General features: G+C 62.6%; 13 protein-coding genes. 11 read left to right on the forward strand and 2 right to left on the reverse strand.

What is annotated here, in order from left to right:
- Positions 1-54 precede the first annotated feature (54 nt).
- Together BGC09_RS10690 and BGC09_RS10695 are read right to left on the reverse strand one after the other, a co-directional pair.
- On the reverse strand, positions 55-927 hold the full coding sequence (locus tag BGC09_RS10690) for an ABC transporter ATP-binding protein (RefSeq protein WP_069803992.1): 873 nt from the start codon (positions 925-927) through the stop codon (positions 55-57).
- Complete coding sequence (locus BGC09_RS10695; protein ID WP_069803993.1) at positions 924-1,727, reverse strand: ABC transporter ATP-binding protein; 804 nt, start codon at positions 1,725-1,727, stop codon at positions 924-926. The genes BGC09_RS10690 and BGC09_RS10695 overlap by 4 nt, the downstream gene beginning before the upstream one ends.
- 343 nt (positions 1,728-2,070) lie before the next feature.
- On the opposite strand from BGC09_RS10695, the gene BGC09_RS10700 reads away from it, so the two are divergent.
- From BGC09_RS10700 to BGC09_RS10750, 11 genes are all read left to right on the forward strand, one after another.
- A complete protein-coding gene (locus BGC09_RS10700; protein ID WP_084658391.1) occupies positions 2,071-4,212 on the forward strand; it encodes a helix-turn-helix domain-containing protein in 2,142 nt (713 codons plus the stop codon).
- Between the two features lie 387 nt (positions 4,213-4,599).
- Positions 4,600-5,766: an acyl-CoA dehydrogenase family protein gene (locus BGC09_RS10705; RefSeq protein WP_141727737.1), complete on the forward strand. Its 1,167-nt coding sequence runs from the start codon at positions 4,600-4,602 to the stop codon at positions 5,764-5,766.
- A 210-nt stretch (positions 5,767-5,976) separates the two neighbouring features.
- A complete protein-coding gene (locus BGC09_RS10710; protein ID WP_141727738.1) occupies positions 5,977-6,225 on the forward strand; it encodes a hypothetical protein in 249 nt (82 codons plus the stop codon).
- A 378-nt stretch (positions 6,226-6,603) separates the two neighbouring features.
- Positions 6,604-8,067, forward strand: a complete 1,464-nt coding sequence (locus BGC09_RS10715) for an MFS transporter (protein ID WP_069803996.1) — start codon at positions 6,604-6,606, stop codon at positions 8,065-8,067.
- Between the two features lie 362 nt (positions 8,068-8,429).
- Complete coding sequence (locus BGC09_RS10720) at positions 8,430-9,551, forward strand: serine/threonine protein kinase (protein ID WP_069803997.1); 1,122 nt, start codon at positions 8,430-8,432, stop codon at positions 9,549-9,551.
- A gap of 200 nt (positions 9,552-9,751) precedes the next feature.
- On the forward strand, positions 9,752-11,188 hold the full coding sequence (lpdA, locus tag BGC09_RS10725) for a dihydrolipoyl dehydrogenase (protein WP_069803998.1): 1,437 nt from the start codon (positions 9,752-9,754) through the stop codon (positions 11,186-11,188).
- 472 nt (positions 11,189-11,660) lie between these two features.
- Positions 11,661-13,031 (forward strand): hypothetical protein, encoded by a 1,371-nt coding sequence (locus tag BGC09_RS10730; protein WP_069803999.1) that lies wholly within the window; start codon positions 11,661-11,663, stop codon positions 13,029-13,031.
- Between the two features lie 70 nt (positions 13,032-13,101).
- Positions 13,102-14,406, forward strand: a complete 1,305-nt coding sequence (locus tag BGC09_RS10735; protein ID WP_069804000.1) for a gamma-glutamyl-gamma-aminobutyrate hydrolase family protein — start codon at positions 13,102-13,104, stop codon at positions 14,404-14,406.
- A gap of 80 nt (positions 14,407-14,486) precedes the next feature.
- Positions 14,487-16,025: a hypothetical protein gene (locus tag BGC09_RS10740; RefSeq protein ID WP_141727739.1), complete on the forward strand. Its 1,539-nt coding sequence runs from the start codon at positions 14,487-14,489 to the stop codon at positions 16,023-16,025.
- Positions 16,018-17,154 carry a hypothetical protein gene (locus BGC09_RS10745; RefSeq protein ID WP_069804002.1) on the forward strand — a complete coding sequence of 379 codons (1,137 nt, stop codon included), beginning with the start codon at positions 16,018-16,020 and terminating at the stop codon, positions 17,152-17,154. Before BGC09_RS10740 ends, BGC09_RS10745 begins: the two co-directional genes overlap by 8 nt.
- Before the next feature lie 253 nt (positions 17,155-17,407).
- Positions 17,408-18,976, forward strand: a complete 1,569-nt coding sequence (locus BGC09_RS10750; RefSeq protein ID WP_069804003.1) for an APC family permease — start codon at positions 17,408-17,410, stop codon at positions 18,974-18,976.
- The last annotated feature ends 117 nt before the right edge of the window (positions 18,977-19,093 follow it).

The following is a 19,093-nucleotide window of genomic DNA, read 5'->3' on the forward strand; positions in this document are numbered from 1 at the left end:
ACAAACGGACAAAGAAGCGAGTCTGCCGATTGATCTGCCAGCACGAGGCAATCTTTAGTTTTCGGAGACAGCGGGCAGGTCATCGGCGGGCGCCGGTAGCTGCTCCGATTCTTCGCCCAGATAGGCTTTGATGACCGCCGGATTGGCCTGGATTTCCGCAGGCCTCCCTTCGGCAATGACCCGGCCAAAGTCCAGCACCAGCACGCGGTCGGCCAGGCCCATGACCAGGGCCATATCGTGCTCAACGAGGATCTGGGTAATGCCCAGCTGCTCTTTGATCTCCAGGATAATGGCGGCAATCTCCTCGGTCTCTTCCAGACCCATGCCCGCCACCGGCTCATCCAGCAGCAGCAGGCGCGGCTCCATCGCCAGGGCACGCGCCAGGTCAGCCCGCTTCTGCAGGCCATAGGGCAGGCTGCCTAGAGGACGGTCGCGCACCTCTTTCATGTTTAGCAGATCAAGAATATGGAGACAATAGGCGCGGTTCTCCCATTCTTCGCGTCGAGTTGGACCGATAAACAGTCCAGCGCGCAGGATGCCACTGTGCATGCGTGTATGGCGTCCCAGCAGCAGATACTCTAACACAGTCATAGTGGGGAACTGGCCCATATTCTGAAAAGTTCGAGCAATACCAGCTCTTGCTACCTGATGGGGTTTGAAGCGCAGCAGGTTCTGACCTGCAAAGGTGACGTGGCCCGCCTCGGGCTGATAGACGCGCGAGAGCACATTAAACAGGGAGGTTTTGCCGGCGCCGTTGGGGCCGATAACGGCAAAGAGTTCCCCTGGCCAGACGACGAAAGAGACCTCGCTGAGGGCGCGCACGCCGGCAAAGCGCACCGAGAGCCGTTCAACGCGCAGGAGCGGCTCATTGGCCTTCAGCTGATGGTTGTTGCCGGGCAGGTTACTCTGGTTGGGCCTCTCGCTCATGACTGCCACCTCCTCTCTGCCGATCCCGCTCGCCGCCGCTGACGCAGGTACCCAAGCGCGAGCTGGCGCTCTCCTTCGCGCAGGCCCAGGTAGAACTGACGGATGTTCTCCTCTTGCAAGAGGCGCGCGGCTGGAGCTGCCAGAACCACACGCCCGGTCTCCAGTACATAGCCATAATGGGCGACCGAGAGAGCCATCTGCGCATTTTGTTCAACGAGCAGAACAGCGGTGCCTTCGGCGTTGATCTCGGTGATGATGCTGCGGATGCGCTGCACCATGAAAGGGGCCAGGCCAAGGGAAGGTTCGTCGAGGAGGAGCAGGCGCGGCGAGGCCATCAGGGCGCGCCCAATGGCCAGCATCTGCTGTTCGCCGCCTGAGAGATAGCCCGCACGACTGTTGCGCCGCTCGGCCAGAACCGGGAAGAGGCTCATGACACGATCGTAGGCCCGCCGGATAGCAGCGGGATTGCGCACAGTGATGGCGCCGGCGTGGAGGTTCTCATCAACGGTCAGGTCTTCAAAGAGGCGGCGCCCCTCCAGGACCTGGGCGATACCCAGCTGCACGATGCGCGTGGGGGAGAGGCGGTCAATGCGCTCGCCCTCAAAGAGGATGTGACCACCAACGAGGGCGCCACGATGCATTGGGAGCAGGCCGGAAATGGCCCGCAGGAGGGTGGTCTTGCCAGCTCCATTGGTGCCCAGCAGGGCGACGACCACCTTGTCAGGGATCTCAAGCGAGACACCCCGCAGCGCGGGGATGACGTTCTGATAGGTGACAGCAACGTCCTGCAGCACTAGCATAGGCGCTTCCTCCGTCGGCAGCGATGCTGACTCTCTCTCCCTGGCCCTGGCTCGCTTCCCTGCTCCGGCCCACCCGCCCGCGGATACTCCGCCGGCGCTGCAGCCCAACTCAGCCAGGCTTGTCTCTCTCTGCAACTAGCCCAAACAGGCTAGCCCCCCGCCTGCTCTCTCCATCTGCCTGCGCCGCCGCAGGACCGTCTCCTTGCCGCTGGCACCGACCCTGGCGGCCACTGGCGTTTCATGCAAGCCTATTGTAAACAGGCAGCGCGATGGTATACAATGTCTCTATCTACAAATTGGCGGATAGCTATTTGTTGGCTTCCACAATGGCGAGGGCGCCACTATGCAAGAGCATTGTCCAGATCCCTGGACCCCCGTGACGCATGCCCTGAAGAGCGCGGCCCTCTATCCGGGGCAGCGCGAGGACGCGATTGCGCGCGCTCTCCAGGAGCTGTTGGCGCGCGTGCCCGCCGTGGCCACGGCCTTGATCTGGCCTTGCCCGCAGCGCAAGGGGCCGTGGAAGGTCTACTATGCCGGCATCCGGCGTAACGCCATGCACCGCTGGCTCTCGGCACGCCTTGATCCTTCTCCTGAGATGCTGGCCAGCGTCCTCGAACGCGACCTGCGCACCAGCCTCAGCGAGATGCCCCCGGCCCTCCTCCTGAAGCTCGCTTCCCCCGAGAGCGCTCGGCGCGCCTTCTGGATTCTCTGGCCCACTCCTGGCGAGGGCGGCGCCTTCTCGCTACCGCCCAACGAGGGGCTGCTGCGCGTCCGCCAGACCCTGGAGGCTCTGCTGGAGGTAGAGGAGAAGGAAGAACAGTATTTCGCGCCTAGCTCGCCCGTGCATGATCGCTCCCTGATCGAGGCCCTGACCCACGGCGATGCCCAGGCCCTGGCCGCTATTTTGAGCCTGGCCCGCATCGTGACTCGCGCCGATTTTACCTTCTGGGGCCGCGCCTATAACGATGTGGTGGAGATCGCCGGTCACCTGGGAGCCCGTCAGAGCAATTTCGGCTTCGCCCTGGGCCTGGGACGCGGGATCGGCGGGCGCGTCGCTGCCTACGGCACCCCTATGGGGCGCGGCGACTACCGCAATTCCCCTTATCGCGACCCAAGCGTCTGCGACATTGTCGATCGCGAGCAGGTGCGCTCAGGCATGGCCCTGCCGGTGCGCTCGCAGACGGCCCCCGACGGCAGCGCTCATGTGGCCGCTGTCCTCTATACCACCCGGCGCACGGTTGCCCCCTTCTCGCTGGCGGAATTTCTCCTTGGCCAGCGCCTCACCCGTCTGCTGGAGCCACTGCCGCCCGCCGAGCGCCCTACCGTGATCCACTGGCCCGGCCTGGCGCGCACTCCCGATGCCAAGACGGCCTGGTACGAGCTGCTGCTGCACGCCAATCGGGTGGAGGCCGTCGAGAACTGGGCTGGCCAACTGATCAAAGGTCCGGTGATCGTGACCGATGGCAACGGGAAACCCTATGTCCTGGCGCGCAGCGAGGAGCTGGAGCAGTTGCGCGCCGAGCGCGCCCGCCAACCCGAGAAGGTGCAGGTGGTTCCGTTGGCGCTCGCCGGCCTCGAGCGCGCCGGCTCGGTCTATCTCTGCCCCGCTGTGCCATTACCCCCCCCACACTGGCCGGACTTCCTCTACGATCTGGTGGTGGCCTGCAACCTGGTGATTACACGCCTGGAACAGGTTCAGGATCAGCTCGATCGCCGCCGTGAGCAGTGGCTCCGTTCGCTGCTCAAGGGGCATTCGCTGCAATATGTCGAGCAAGATGGTTATCGGCTCGGCCTGCCGGTGGAGCGCGGTCAGTTCTGGGTACTGGCCTGGCCGCAGGAGAGCCTGCAAGCCATGAAGTCGGCCCGCAAGCGCATGATCGCCGAGAGTGTGGTGCTGGAGTGCCTGAAGAGTCCCTTGATCTTCGTCGACGACGACACGGCTATCGTCTTACTCGAAGGCCAGGCCCCTCAGCCGCCTTCCAAGGTGCGCGATGCTCTGCTGCAACACTGCGGCGTGCAGCCGCTGTGGATCGTCTACGGCGGACGCTATCACTCGCTTGAAGATCTGAAGATGGGCCTGACCCACACCATCGCCCTGGCCCAGAAGGCCCGCCGCGAGGGCTACGGCGAGTACTTGCTCGATGTCTATACCTTCGGCCTCGATAGCCTGCTGGAGAACCCGCGCCTGACGAAGGACCTGGAGGCTTTCGCCACCAAGCTGCTCAAGCCCTTGCTCGACTACGATCGTGCCACTGGCTCTCACCTGACGGAGACCTTCGTGCTGGCTCAGACCCTGGGCTCAGCCCAGGCTGTGGCCGAACGCCTGGGGGTCCACGTCAATACCATCCGCTATCGCTTGCACCGCGCCCAGGATCTGCTGGGCAGCGATGAACACACCCCCAAGGAACAAACGGCGATGGCCCTGGCGGCTTTCATCTGGCAACGCAGCCAGGCAGGAGAGGGCGCCGGCACCGCGAGCCTCTAGCTCTCACTCCGGCTCCCCCTCCCCCGCTTTGGCACGCGCTGCGCCCCCCCTCACCTGCGGGGATCGCCTTCCCCGGGACGGCACAGCCTCCTGTTCCCTGCCACAAAGAAGCAGCCTTGAATTTGTCAGTCAAAACATTGCCTTCCCCTGTTGCTCTCCTCATACAATAGCTCTGTACCCGGACCAGGCGTCCTGATCAGCTCTGCCTGCCATTGCTGGACAACTCACCAACCGGTCGCTCCTCTGTCGCCTGGAGGCAGCCCGCGCCATTCTTTAGTCAGCAGGCAAGGCCACCGCTGCCCGTCTTCAGGATGGGAGCGTGTTGGTCCGGCCCTGCCAGCAGGCAGGGAGAGAAGAAGCAGCCAGCAACCAACGAGGAGGAGAACTTTGGATTTCCGCCTGACAGAAGAACAGAAGATGATCCAGGAGACGGTGCGCGCCTTCGTCAAGAGGGAGCTGATGCCACTGGAAGGCGAGGTCTTGCGCAACGAACGAGAGGGACGCCCCGGCTTAGACCGCGCCAGGCTCCGCGAGCTTCAGCAGAAGGCCCGAGAACTAGGCTTCTGGGGCATCAACACGCCCGAGGAGTATGGCGGGGCCAACCTTGGCCCAATGATGACGGCAGTCATCACCATCGAACTTTATCGCACCTTTGTGCCCTTCACCTTCGGCGGCTCTGCCGATAATATTCTCTATAGCTGCAACGAGGAGCAGAAGAAGCGCTACCTGATCCCCACCATTAACGGCGAACGGCGCTCTTGCTTTGCCCTGACCGAGCCGGGGGCCGGCTCCGATGTCTCTAACCTCAAGATGCGGGCCGTCAAGGACGGCCATGACTGGGTCCTCAACGGCGAAAAGATCTTCATTACCAACGGCAACGAGGCCGACTTCGCCATGGTCTTCGCCCTCACCGACCCCGAGAAAGGGGTACATGAGGGCCTGACCTGCTTCCTGGTAGACCGGGAGATGGGCTGGCGCTCCAGCTATATTCCGACGATGGGTTCCTGGGGACCGGCATCCCTCTATTTCGAGAACGTGCGCGTTCCCGAGGAAAACATTCTGGGCGAGTTGAACAAGGGCTATCAGCTCGCCATGAAGTGGATCGGAGCCGGTCGCTGGCACATCGCCGCCCGCGCCGTTGGGGCCGCCGAGCGCCTGCTAGAGATGGCCATCGAGTACGCCCGCACGCGCGTGACCTTTGGCAAGCCCATCGCCGACCGCCAGGCCATCCAGTGGATGATCGCCGACTCCTACGTGGAGATCGAAGCCGCCCGCTGGCTCACCCTCTTCGCCGCCTGGCAGGCAGAGCAGCAGATGGATAACCGCCAGGCCTCCTCGGTGGCCAAGCTCTACGGCGCCAATATGGCGAATCGCGTCGTGGACCGCGTCCTGCAGATTCATGGAGGCATGGGCTACACTAAGGAACTGCCGATTGAACGCTGGTACCGTGAGATGCGGGTCTGGCGGATCTTCGAGGGCACCGATGAGATCCAGCGCTTCATCATCGCCCGCAATCTGCTCCGCGGCCATGTCAAGGTCGGCGAGACGTTCTAAGTAGCCTCCCCAGGCACAGCTCGGCCATCGTCCGCTGCTCCCAGCAGGAGGATGAGCAGGAAGCAGGAGAAAGGAAGAACAGAAGGAAAAGAAGGGCTTTCGCAGGCAGACCGGTAAGGCAAGGCAAGGATAGCCAGTTCTCACCTAGGGATGGGTTGGAGAGAGGTCGTCAATTGCCGCAAACTGCAGGAAGAGAAGGAGCTGGCTCTGATGTCTGCATCCGAAGAGCAACCCAGTCGAGACGGGTCCGAGGTAGCTCGCCTGCTAGCCCAGATTCAGGCCGAATACGAGGCGGCGGAGCGCGGCCTCCAGGGCCTGGCCGCAGGAGTAAGCCGCCATTGCTTTATCACACGACGCATGGAGCGCATGGGAGAGATTCATGCCCGGTTGCGGGCCCTGGTCGGCGAGCAAGCGATGACTCTGATCGCTCGCCAGCTTGATGGCCCTCAGCAGAGATAAGCTCAATTCCCTCTCCATCCACATGCTCAGCCCGCACGAGCCAGCAGTTGGCCCCGCCAGTTTGCAGCGCCCCTGTCGGGAGCGCAAGACGACGGGGCCAGCTGGCCCGCCTTCTTGTTGTTGCTGAGTACAATTTCTCCCCGCCAATTTGTCCTTCCAAACATTGTCTGCCTGCCACTTTTTCTCTACAATGGCTCTGCATACGTCACCTTCTCGCTATGTTGTCCGAGTGGATAACATGAGCACAGAGATGAGTACTCTTCTTCCTTTTTCGTACAAGGGAGGCTGCCAGGGCATCAGAGAAGAGAAAAGAAAGGATCTTCTCTTTCTCATGGAACATAGCTGATTTCCCAGACGTAGAAGCAATAGGAGTGCAGCATGTCAGCTCATACGAGCAGGGTTGTCTTTCCTGGCCAGAAGAAATCGCGCATCGCGGCGGCGATCATTGCCCGGCAGGACCGCATTCCGGTCTGGGCTTTACCTCGAACAGTGCTGTTGGTGATTGGTCTGGGGCTGCTCTTCACGTTCTACGACATTGGTGACATCAACGTCTCCTTTATTCAGACTTGCACACAAATTGTGGTTGGCTGCCTTCCGCTGACGGCCAGCCAGTATCTGGGCTTTCCCGTTCTGATGAACCTCCTGGGCTATGTGCTGGGGGCCCTGGTCTTTAGCCCTCTGGCCGATCGCTATGGGCGCCGCGATATGATGGTGGTGACGATGGCGATCACCGGCCTTGGTTCTCTCTACACGGCCTTTGTGGGAGACTATACGCATTTTGTGTTGGCGCGGACCCTGACCGGCGTCGGGATCGGGGCCGACCTGGCGCTGGTGAATACCTATATCAATGAGCTGGCGCCACGGGGAGAGCGCGCTCGCTACACTGCCCTTATTTTCATTATGTCTTCGATTGGAGGCTCGCTCGGCGTCTGGCTCGGCTTCTATCTGACGACGCCACCCGAACCTTTCCCTTACGGACTGCCTATTGCCCTGGCCGGCCCGCAGTTTACCTTCGGCTGGCGCATTGTCTATGCCATCGGCGCTTCCCTGGCCTTTATCGGCCTGCTCTTGCGCTTCCAGCTGCCCGAATCGCCGCGCTGGCTCATTACCAAGGGCCGCATCTACGAGGCCGAGCGCGTGGTCGAGCGCATGGAAGACCATGCCCGCCAGCGCCTGGGTAGCGAGCTGCCTCCGCCAGAGCCTGAGCTGCAGGCCCCTATCTACGACCGGCGCACCGGCTACAAGGAGATCTTTAGCAACACGCTCTATTTCAAGCGCACCATTCTGCTTCTGGTCATCTGGTTGCTGGCCTATATCACGGTCTATTCGAACATTTCAGGGATGACCACCTTGTTGGTGGCCCTGCACTATCCAGTCGCCGAGGCCGGCCTGATCACCTCTTGCGGCATCATTGGCAGTACGATTTGCGCTCTCTCAGCCTACCTGCTTGGCGAATATGTGGAGCGCAAGATCTGGCTGCTGGTCGCCGCTTTGCTGACCATGCTGGGAGAGGTCACCGTCGCTTTCAGCGGCAATAGCTTTGGGCTGGCAGCGCTCGGCACCATCGTGCTGGGCATGGGCTGCTATATCTGGCTGCCAATGGTCTATTCCTGGTCGACGGAGAATTACCCAACGCGGGCCCGCGCCAGCGGCTTCGCTCTGGTCGATGGCATCGGCCATGTGGGCGGCGGGATCGGCGTCAGCTACGTCACTTCGCTGGTGACGCGCCTGGGACCAGGTGGCACCTTTGTGCTGATCGGGAGCTTTCTCTTACTGGCAGCTCTGCTTGCACAGTTTGGTCCGTCCACCCGGCAGAAACGGCTGGATGAGGTGTCTCCCTAGGAATGCTCGGGCGGATACCTTCGCAGAGCCGATTGTCTGCCACCGCCGGCTTCCACCCCGCTTTGTCAGGTCTTGCCTGACTGATATTCTATCTGTCTGCCTGTCTATCGCACCTGGTCCGATCGCTCAAAGACGAGCCGTTTGTGCTCTCTAGCCGACTGACACTATCGACGCTGAGACGCGCTTGTTTGGCGCTCTACTCATTGCGTAGCTCATTTTACTTGCTTGCTTGTTTGTTTGCTCGTCAGACACCACGTACCATCGTTTCTCACTCAGTGTACCAGAGTATATGAGACGAGAAGAGAAAAACGAAGTTGTTCGCTGTTCTTCTGGCTCGGAGGCCAGAAAAGGAGAGGTAGCGTATGCGGTGTCCACGTTGCGCGTACGAGGGAATGTTTTTTGATGGTCGTTGTCCGCGCTGTGGCTACCAGGCGGCAATGGCGCCGCCCAGCACAGGTGCGCTCCTGGGATTACCTCAGCCGCAGCAGTATTTGCTCATGCGTGGCGATAGCCTGGCCAAGGGTCGATACCGCATCCTGGGTCCTGTGCCGCTGCCGGAGACGCAACGTCGCCAGGGGCGGGCCTGGTCGGCCATCGATCAGGAGCAGGGGCGTCGTCAGGTCCTGATTCGCGAGGTGCTTATGCCGCCGGAGCTACTCCAGCGCACCAGTGCCAATCAGGTGATCGCCGAGGTGATGGAGCGCCAGCAGCGCCTGGGCCAGCATCAGGGCTTTCCACAGGTCGTGGAGGGCTTCAGCGAGCGCGGCAGCTATTTCCTGGTTCTGACCCAACCGGAAGGGGAGACCCTGGGCACGATTCTCAAGCGCCAGGGGGGTGCGCTGCCCGAGGTTCAGGTGGTGCACTATGGCTATCAACTTTGTGGCCTGCTGGCGGTCCTGGCTGAGCAGCAGCCGCCGATCGTGCATGGCTCGATCAATCCAGAGACCATCGTGATCAACATGGCCCAGCAAGCAGTCTGGCTCACTCACATTCCCCTCTTCCCACCAGATCCCCCCGTCGAGAAAGGAGATACGGTCGCGGCTGGCTACTACGCCCCCGAGGAGGTCCGCGGCGAGCTTGATCCTTCCGTTGACCTCTACAGTCTGGCGGCCACACTGCACCACGCCGTCACCGGCTACGATCCCAACGAGCGCCTGGTCTTCTTCCATCCGCCAGCGCGCCGTCTCAATCCCGCTGTCAGTCCGCAGATGGAGATGATTCTCGTGCGTCAGCTCAGTCTGTCGCGCGCCCAGCGCTATCCGCATCCCAGCGCCATGCAGCGGGATCTAGAAGCCCTGCTGGAGCGCTACCTGGAGCGACAAGATAACGAGATGGCAACTGGTGCTGCAGCTGATCCATTGCGCCTGCCCTCGGAGCAGTTTCGCGAGCAGACGCGCAGCAATATGCTGCTCAACGCCGGCGTCTTTGCCGCCATTGGCGTGCTTTTGCTCCTGGGCGTGCTGCTGGTCCTTTTGCGTCCTTAGTCCTTGAGACAGCCCGCCAGAGAGGGAGGGGAGGGCCGCGCTGGGGTCTCCGACCCTGGGCGCTGGCTCCTGTCCACCTCTGCCAGAGGAGGGAGCTGAGCCAGGGGAAGGAAGGGAGCGGGCTGCTGGTCGTGCTCTCTGGAACGTGCTATACTGACTGAGGTACCCACAACGCAAATGGGTTGCAGGAGAGAAGTTCCATGACCAGTAGCCACTATGATGTAGCAGTGATCGGCGCCGGCCCGGGCGGGTACGTGGCAGCCATTCGGGCGGCCCAGCTCGGGGCCCGCGTTGCCATTGTCGAGAAGCAGTATCTTGGTGGGACCTGCCTCAACGTTGGCTGCATTCCCTCCAAGGCCATGCTGCATGTCGCGGAGAGCCTGCACCGCCTCGAATCTCTGGCGGAGCTGGGCATCACTCTGCCACAGCCGCCCACCTTCGACATGCGGCGCGCCATGACCTTTAAGGATAAGGTAGTCAAACGCATGACCAACGGCGTGGGGACGCTGCTGAAGGGCAACAATGTGACGATCTACGAGGGGCTGGGCAGCGTTGAGGCTAATCGCACGGTGACAGTGACAAAGAGCGATGGCAGCCGCGAGCAGTTCAGCGCGGAGAAGGTGATTCTGGCCAATGGCTCGCTGCCGCTGATGCCGCCGTTCCCAGGTATTGACGGGCGCAATGTCATCAATAGCGATACATGCTGGAACCTGACAGAGGTGCCCGAGAGTGTCGTGTGCGTGGGCGGGGGAGTGATCGGCGTCGAGCTGGCCTGCATGTTCCAGGCCCTTGGCTCGCGCGTGACTATCGTCGAGATGCTGCCCGATATTTTGGCTCCCGTCGATGAGGAGGTGCGCCGCCTGCTCGTGCGCATTCTGAGCCGCCGCGGCATTACCATTGCTACCGGGGCCAGGGTTGAGGCCATCGAAGATGACGGCGAGCAGAAGAAGGTCGTCGCCCGCGGCGAGCAGGGGGAGCAGGTCTTCCACGGCTCCTATGTGCTGGTGGCGGTCAGCCGCCGCCCCAATACGAGCGGCCTGGAGCAGTTGTTTGAGCAGGGCCTGGATCATGACCGCGGCAGGGTGCGCGTCAATGAGCAGATGGAGACAAACCTGCCAGGCATCTACGCCATTGGCGACCTGGTGCACGGGGCCGGGCTGGCGCACGTGGCCTCGATGGAGGGCGAGGTGGCCGCTGAAAATGCGCTCGGCCATGCGGCCCGCATGGACTACAGCGTGGTGCCTAACCCGATCTATACCTTCCCCGAGGTGGCTTTCGTTGGCCTGACCGAGGCCCAGGCCCGCGAGCAGCACGGCCAGGAGGTGCGCGTGGAGCGCTTTCCCTGGAGCGCCATCGGCAAGGCGGTGGCGATCGGCGAGACCGACGGCTTCACCAAGGTCATCCTGGGCAAGTATAACGAAATCCTCGGCGCCCATATCATCGGCCCCGATGCCACAAATCTGATCAGCGAGTACTCGGTAGCGATGCGCGGCGAGTTGACCGGCGACGAAATTATCGAGACCATCCATCCGCATCCAACCTTGAGCGAGGGACTGCGCGAGGCTATCCTGGCAGCCGAGGGGCGCCCGCTGCATATTCCGCCCAAGACGCCCAAAGCCGCAGCCCGCAGTCGCTAGCTTGCTCGCCTTGCTCTCCTCAGCTTACTACTTTCTCCAATACCGGCCTGCCGGCTTCGGTCTGGCAGGCTGTCTTTCGCTTGCCAGGTCAGCCTCTCTCCCCACACTTCGGTCCTCAGCTTCAGCCGGCTTCCCGCTCGCCTGCACTGCCTGCCCATACATACATAGGCTGGCTCTGCCTTGAGTCGAGCAAGGCCGAAGCCCCCACCGCTCGCAACAGCAATTGAGAGATACTGCGATTGCTGCGACACGCCAGTGAGGCACTTTGTCCAAAATTTTCGGGGAACCTGTCCTGTAAAGCCTTCTCAAAAAAAGCGCTTCCTTCCTCCACTGGCGCATACACTTGCAGCAGAGGCCAGCGAGCCAGGCTGAAGGTATCACACTCAGTAGAGAAGCGAAAGCGGATGGATTGCGCTCGCTGCCTGCCTGTTTCTGTTCATTGAATGCGGCCAGAGAGACAGGAGGGTCTGCCTTGAAGCCTTTTCGTTTTGAGCAACCAACGCGCTCCGGTCCAGTGACCGGCAGCAGCAACAGCAGTCACAGTAGCGGCGGCTCCAGCAGCGGCGGCCTGCAACCGTTCGGCTCTCTTCCCACGACCCGCCCGCTGGGCCAGTTTGGCAGCAGCGCACCGCGGCGCCGGCCCTGGCTCCCGACCATCATTGTTGGCCTGGCCCTGGTGGTCTCATTGGTGGTTCTGCTGGTCAGTGGCGGCCTGAACCTGCTGCCTTTCGCCCATAGCAGCGGAACACAGTCCCAGTCAGCAGGAGCCGGCCCAACCAGCGCTATCATCGGTCATGTCTTCTTCTTAAGCAGTGGTCAAGTCAACGTGAGTACCAGTCAAGGCATTGCCGATCAGGTGCAGGTCGACCTGAGCAAGATTCCGCCGCCAGCGCCCGGCAAAGCCTACTATGCCTGGCTCCAGAGCGACGACAGCGTCGAGGGTCAGTCGATTCTTCTGGGCAAGCTCGCCCTCAGTCAGGGCACCGCCCACCTCCTGTACAAGGGAGACCGGCAGCATACCAATCTGCTGGCCATCGCCAGCCGTTTTCTGGTCACCGAGGAGGACGCGGCGACCACGCCAACGGTGCCCTCGCTCGACCGCAGCGCCTGGCGCTACCAGGCAGTTATTCCGAATACGCCTGATCCCCACGACAGCGAGCACCACTATAGTCTGCTGGACCACCTGCGCCACCTGCTGGCGCTCGATCCGACGCTACAGAAGCTGGGCCTGCCCGGCGGTCTGGATATCTGGCTCTTCCGCAACGGGCAGAAGATTCTTGAGTGGGCAGGGGCGGCGCGCGATGACTGGAACCACGGTAGTACCGACCTGATGCATCGCCAGTTTATTCGTATTCTGGACTATCTCGACGGTATTGAGTTTCTGGGCAACGACGTCCCCGCCGGCTCGCCGGTGCTGGTGGACCCGCATATCGGGCGCGTTGGCCTGCTGCAGTTCAACGCCAACCAGCAGCCACCTGGCTATCTTCATCACATCGGCATCCATCTAGAGGGTGTGGTGCAGTCACCCGGCTCGACCCGTGAGCAGGCGAGCCTGGCCCAGCAGATCACCCAAGCCCTCAACAAGGTCCAGAGCCTCTATCAGCAGATCCGCCAGGTTGCTATTCAGCTTGCCCACATGAACAGCAGCCAGCTACGTCAGTCGGCAGCTCTGGCTCTTCTGGACACACTGGTCAAGCAGGCGCAGGATGCCTTTGTGGGCCAGTTCGATCCACAGACGGGCGAGCTGCAGGACGGCGTGACCCAGATCCACTATGCCATTGAGCGACTGGCCACACTGGATGTGACCCCGCTCAACAATTCGTCATCGGCCACCCATGCATGAAGTCCCAGCACAGAGACCAGGCTACGGGAAAGCAGCAGCAAACAGTTGAAGAGAGGAGTAGAGAGCAGCTATGGCGCGCGACCCCGACTATTATGTGCATATGATCACTAGAGGTGTGCGCGAGGCGCGCACGGCCTCCCTGGGACAGAGCCAGAGCCAGGAAGCAAGCCAGGGCAGCGCGCTGAGCCGGCGCCGCACCGACGAGCTGAGTGGACCGCTAAGCGCTGGGACGGCGCTGGCTGAGCGCATTGTCCGCTTTATCCACAGCCAGCAGCGGGCGCCGCTCCCCTCCTACTATCGGCCCCGCATCGGAGTGCTTTCTTCCAGCGGCTGCCTGCGTGATGGGGGCTGGCCCGTCTACGCTGGCGATGCCGCCACAGTCAACGCCATCTTCGAGAGCGGCGGGGAGCCGCTGGTCTTGCCAACGCTCCCCATGCTGCAGAGCTGCGACCCCTTCGACATCCTGGGCAACGAGGATCTTTTCGAGGAAGTCTTTCGCATTATCTGGCCGGTGGTGCGCAATGTCGACGGACTGGTCTTTGCCGGCGGAGGCGACTTCTATTCCTGCCTCTATGGCGATGTGCTGCACCCACAGACCCAGACACCCGAGCTGTGGCGCGATATTTGGGAGCGCTATTGCGCCCTGCTGGCCTGGCTGCTCTGCATTCCGACGCTGGGCATTTGCCGCGGCATGCAGGTCATGAACGTGGTGCGCGGCGGCGGCCTCTATCAAGATATCCGCTCGCAATGGCCGCGGAGTATGCCGCCGCTGGTGCCCCATCGCGCCCGGGGACGCATCACCGCCGACAATTGGGTCGAGCATCCGATCGCCGTCAATCCGCGCAGTCGCCTGGCCCGTGTCCTGCGCGGACCGGAGGCGCGCGGGCCGCAGCGCAACTACATCGATGCCGTCCTCTCCATGCACCACCAGATTGTGGGCTACATGACCCCCGAAGGCGAGCTGATCGGGTACCTGGCCCCAGGCCAGATTGTGGCGGCGACCGCTCCCGACGGGGTGATCGAGGCTATCGAGGATAGCGATCCACGCCGCTTCTGGCTAGCTGTGCAGTTCCATCCCGAGTGGGTGGTCTACCTGGGTTGGGCCCATAGCCTCTTTTCCGCGCACGTGGATGCCTCCTACCGCTACGCCTCGCTGCCCCTGGAGGAGCTGGACCAGTTCCTGCCGGAGATCCGCGCCTGGCTACGGGAATGCGACCAGGCCCTGCTCTATCGCCAGGAACCGCCGCTGCTGGTCACAACGGTCACCAGCGAAGAGCCGGAGATGACCCCGCCCGAAAGCCTTAACAGGCGTCTGCGCACTCGCCTGCAGCCGGTACAGGAGACAGAGGCTTTTTCTTCCTCGCCAGCCCTGTGAGACTCAGGCCGACTTCCACTCACTGAACGCACCAGATCCAACATGCATACGTAAGTACAGCTATTGATACTTGATGAATCATGATATCTGGTCAGAGAAAAGCAACACAAGCTGTCCTGTTAGCTGAGCAACGCCTGGATGCCGTGATCGGCGGGCGCCTCGTCAATGCCAGTTGGCTCAGTGGCAGCCTGGGGGTGAGCGTGCTGCAAATGCGCCTGCTGGCCCAAAGCTGGTCACAGGGCCGGGAGGCGCTGGCAACAGCTCTGGTAGCGGCGGTCTGGCTGGCTGGCTCGCTCGTGGCCGCCACACTGCTCACCGGGCGCCGGCGCGGCGCGGCCCGCTACTGGGGTAGCGGTCTGCTGCTCTGCCTGCTGCCGCAATTAGCTCTTCCCGTGCTGCGACCTCTGCCCGTTCCGCTCTGGCCAGCGACGCTCGAACTGGGGCTGCTCAGTGGCTTTGCTTCTCTCCTCGGCAACGCCTGGCTCCTCCAGCGCCGCCCCTGGCCAGCGGTCGACGAGCGCATTGCCCTGATGCGGGCCGCTCTCGGGACAATGTTCGGGTTGAGCCTGGTCTGGCTGCTGCCCGCCTGGTCTGGTCTGCTCGCTATTCTCTGTCTGCTTCCACTACTTGCCCTTGACTACTGGCCCGAGGCCCGCTCCCCTCTGCCGACACCCGGGCGCATGGTCGACAACTGGTTTGACCTGACAGAGGGGGCACGCCGCTGGCGCCTGCAGCTGACCCTCGACTGGCTGCTGCAAGGAGGCTGGTGGCGCTATCTGGCACGCCGCCGACAGCTGGGGCTGGTCCTGCTAGCCAGCGGCCTGGCGATCGTACTCGGCAGCATCTGGAACGCTGTGCCTACCCCCTTTGCGGCTATCCTGCAGGAACAGGGGACATTGCCCACCCTGCTCTGGCTGCTCCTGGCGCAGGCCCTGGCCCTGGGACTGGCCTTCGCTCTGCAGGTCCCGCTCCGCGGCCTGCTGGGTCCGTCCGATCGCTTGATCCCTGAGCGCTGGCGGCCCTGGTGCCAGGCGGTGGCGCTCTGCCAGCCCTTTGTGATGGCGATCAGCCTGCTGGCTCTCGGCCTGCCCAACTTGCAAGCGCCAATCTGGCTGGCCATCAGCCTGGGCCTCTATACCCTGGCCGCCACCGCCTGGGGCATCTTGCTCCCACGGCTGAGGCCCAGCCTGAGCACGGTCATCTTCTCTCAGCGCCACCTGCTGCCACCCGGCCTCTCCCTCGACCAGGGACAGCTTGCCTACGAGCGCGCCCAGGAGGAGCACGTCAATCGCTTTCTCTTCGTAGCTGAGGGACTACTTACGCTGCTCTTGACTCCCCTGGCCGGTTGGCTCACCGCCCGCTGGACCGTCGACGGGCTGCTGATCTTCGCCGGGCGCTCGCTCCTGATCGGGCTGGTACTCCTGGTTGGTCTGGTTGGATTGTGGCAGCTGATCAGGTATAGAGCAGAAGAGAGTCAGTCTGCATTCTTCCGGGCTACACCCTGGGAACAGCCAGGACAGCAGACAGGGCAGGTACCACCGCCAGGCATCACCGCACAGGAGCAGGCTTCTCTCATCGAAGAAATAGAGCATTTCTTACAGAAGAGGCACTATGAATAGCGGCGAACGCAAGCAGTGGTTTGCTCCAGACTCTGCCTTCGGCGAGGACCGTCTGGGGGTTACCACCATCAGCGAGGCGGTCACTGAGCCGCAGCCGCTCCGTTTGGGTCGCCAGCGGCAGGCGGCAGCGGGCAAGACGGAGCGTCCGCCCGTGGAAGGGCGAGAAGCCACAGCAGCGGCCTCCCGGGAGCGCGGCGTGCCGCGTCCTGCTCCTGCGAGGCAGGAGAGCGGCAGCACAGCCGGGGAAGCAGAGACAGCGACAAAGGCCAGGCCGCTGAGCGAGCGTGGCAGTCTGCTCTTCACGGGGCTGCTCCTGATTACAGTGCTCTATTCCTGGATCTTGCTGCCCCCGATCGAAGCGGCGCTCCGGCTGTCTCCGCCCGGCTCCAACGCCCAGACGAGACAGTCGGCTAGCCAGGCTCAGCCGGCAGGGAAAACAGCGACGCCGCCCGCTGCCTCAAGCGGGTCGCAGGCAACGGCCTCCCCCACGGCGCTGCCTGCAGACCTGAGCCTCCTGGCGGCAGACACTTTTCACCGCCCTGATCAACGTGGCTGGGGAACAGCTAGCGACGGCCATCCCTGGCAAGGTGACGCGCGGCTGAGCAGCATCTTTGCTGTCAGCCATCAAGAGGGCCAGCTCAGCAACGGCCAGGGAGCCTACAACGCCATTTTAGGCCCAACCTTCAGCGATGGCGAAGTCTTCTTCACGGGAGCCATCAACCGCTTCCAGCAGGCCAACCTCGGCGCGGTCCTGCGCTGGATGGACACCAATAACTGGTACAAAGCCTACATCGACGGCAGGCAGCTCGTGCTGCTCAAAAGCAGCGGCGGCATGCAGACGCGCCTGGCCTCGGTGCCCTTTAGCGCCCAGGCCAATCGCTTCTACAGCCTGCGCTTCCGTATCCAGGGTGACAGGCTGCAGGCACGAGCCTGGCTGGCCGGAACACCCGAGCCAAGCCAGTGGCAGGTAAGCGCGCGCGACAGCACCTTCCAGAGCGGCTTCGGCGGCCTGCGCCTGGTGCTGGCTCAGGGAAGCGCGATCTCCATCAGCACCTTCCAGGAGCTGGCCCTGACGACCTCATCTCCGGCCTCCGGCCCCACTCAGCGGCCTGTGGCTCGGGTCACATAGCCAGTACTTTTTAGCTACGCGCCTCGCGCCTGCTCGCAGCGAACCACACTACACAAGCCCACTCAGCCGGCCAGCCGCTCGCCAGCTTTTCTGACGCACTGAGTAATATCATGGGCAGAAGGAGCCAGTGCCGAAGCAATCGATGCTCACTGCGCGTCCCGAGATTGCCGAACATCCCTTCTCTTGTGGCCAGGACCCACCAGCGACTCTACATGTGGCAGCGACAGAGAAGGGAAGAAGGAGGAGAAGGGCTATGCGTATGCAACAGGAGCGAGGCGGCTTGGAAGCCAGCAAAGGCGGGGTCAACCGCCAGAGTGCCAGCCCTCTGGTTGAGAGCGAGGCAGAGCAGCCAGAGGGCGAGCGAGAAGTCTGGAAAGCGGCTCTGCCATCGGAGAGTTACGTTCCGCGGGTCATGCCCCGTCTGCTCAGCACGGGGGACATGATCGCCACCTTTCTGATGATCGTCTTTTTCATCACCAACGCCACCACTGCTGTCGCCGGCGGAGCTGCTGCCTTCACCTACTGGGCGCTTGGCGCTCTGGCCTTCTTCATTCCGGGTGTCATCGCCACCGCCCAGCTCGGCGTGATCTTTCCGCACGAAGGCTCGCTCTACAACTGGACCCACAAAGCTTTCGGTGGCTACTGGAGCTTCTTTGCGGCTTTCTGCGCCTGGTTCCCTGGCGTCCTTGTGATCATCAGCGCAGGAGACGTCATCGTCTCTTATTTACAGGGGTTGAACCCTGGCTGGCTTACCGAGCCATGGCAGCAGGGACTCTTTATCATTGCCCTCATCGGCCTGACCAGTGCCCTGGCCATCCAGCGCTACAGCGCTGTTCAGAAGCTCGTCAACCTCGTAGCAGGGCTGACCATGCTGGCGGTGGTTCTACTTGGTCTGGCTGGGCTGGTCTGGCTCTTGGGCGGCCATCCGTCAGCCACCAGCTTCAGTCATCTCTCCGACTGGAGCATTCGTGTTGACAAGAACAGCGGCAACCTATATCTTTTCGGCCTGATCACCCTGGCGTATCTGGGAACAGAGGTACCGCTCAACATGGGAGGCGAGGTTGCGCGGCTACGGGTGATCACCCGACATCTCTTCTGGGGGGCCCTGCTGGTCATTGTCGGCTACGGCGTCGCCACCTTCGCCTTACTCGTGGTCGCCGGTCCCCAGGACGGGGCCGCGCCTTTCGCCCTGGTGCACGTGATCGATTTGGCGCTGGGCAAGTTCATGGGCAACGTTGCCGCCTTCTGCCTGATGAGCTTCTTCGTCATGGCGATGGTCGTCTACAATTACGCCTACGCCCGCCTGTTGATGGTTGCCGGCATCGATCAGCGCCTGCCAGTGAAAGTAGCCAGGCTTAATCGCCAGCGCGTGCCGGCCAACGCCATCTGCTTCCAGGCGCTGGTGGCCATTATGGTGACAGCCTTCGTCTTCCTGCTGGCGCCCTACACGGTCCAGATCACGACGCCGGCGAATCTCTCGACCGAGGTCTACAACGTGATGCTGGCCTCCTCGACCCTTGTCTGGGCTTTCTCGGCGGGTTTCCTCTTCTTCAACCTGATCCGGCTCCACGGCATGCGCCATCCTCTGCTGCGGGAGCGGCGCATCGTGCCGGCCCCGATCCTCTGGGGCTGTGTCTTCTGCGGCTCGGTCGCCTGCTTTCTGGCTATCATTGGGACGCTCTTCTACTCGTGGACCAGCCTGATCAGCAATACCCAGTGGTTCATCATCATCAGCGTGCTGACCTTCGCCTATCTGGTGATCGCCGCCATTGGCAGCATGTTCGCCAATAGCGAAGCGAACTGGGAGAGCGCCCGTCTCTAGGCTGGCCGGAGAATCAGGCCGGGCCACGCTGGCGCAGGGGCCTGCTGCTCTCAGGCAGCCGCCTCTCATGCCAGTTGTCGCCAGGCCGGCCAGAGAAGCGAGCACGCCCGGGTGATT

Source organism: Thermogemmatispora onikobensis, from assembly GCF_001748285.1.
In the GTDB taxonomy this organism is placed as follows: domain Bacteria; phylum Chloroflexota; class Ktedonobacteria; order Ktedonobacterales; family Ktedonobacteraceae; genus Thermogemmatispora; species Thermogemmatispora onikobensis.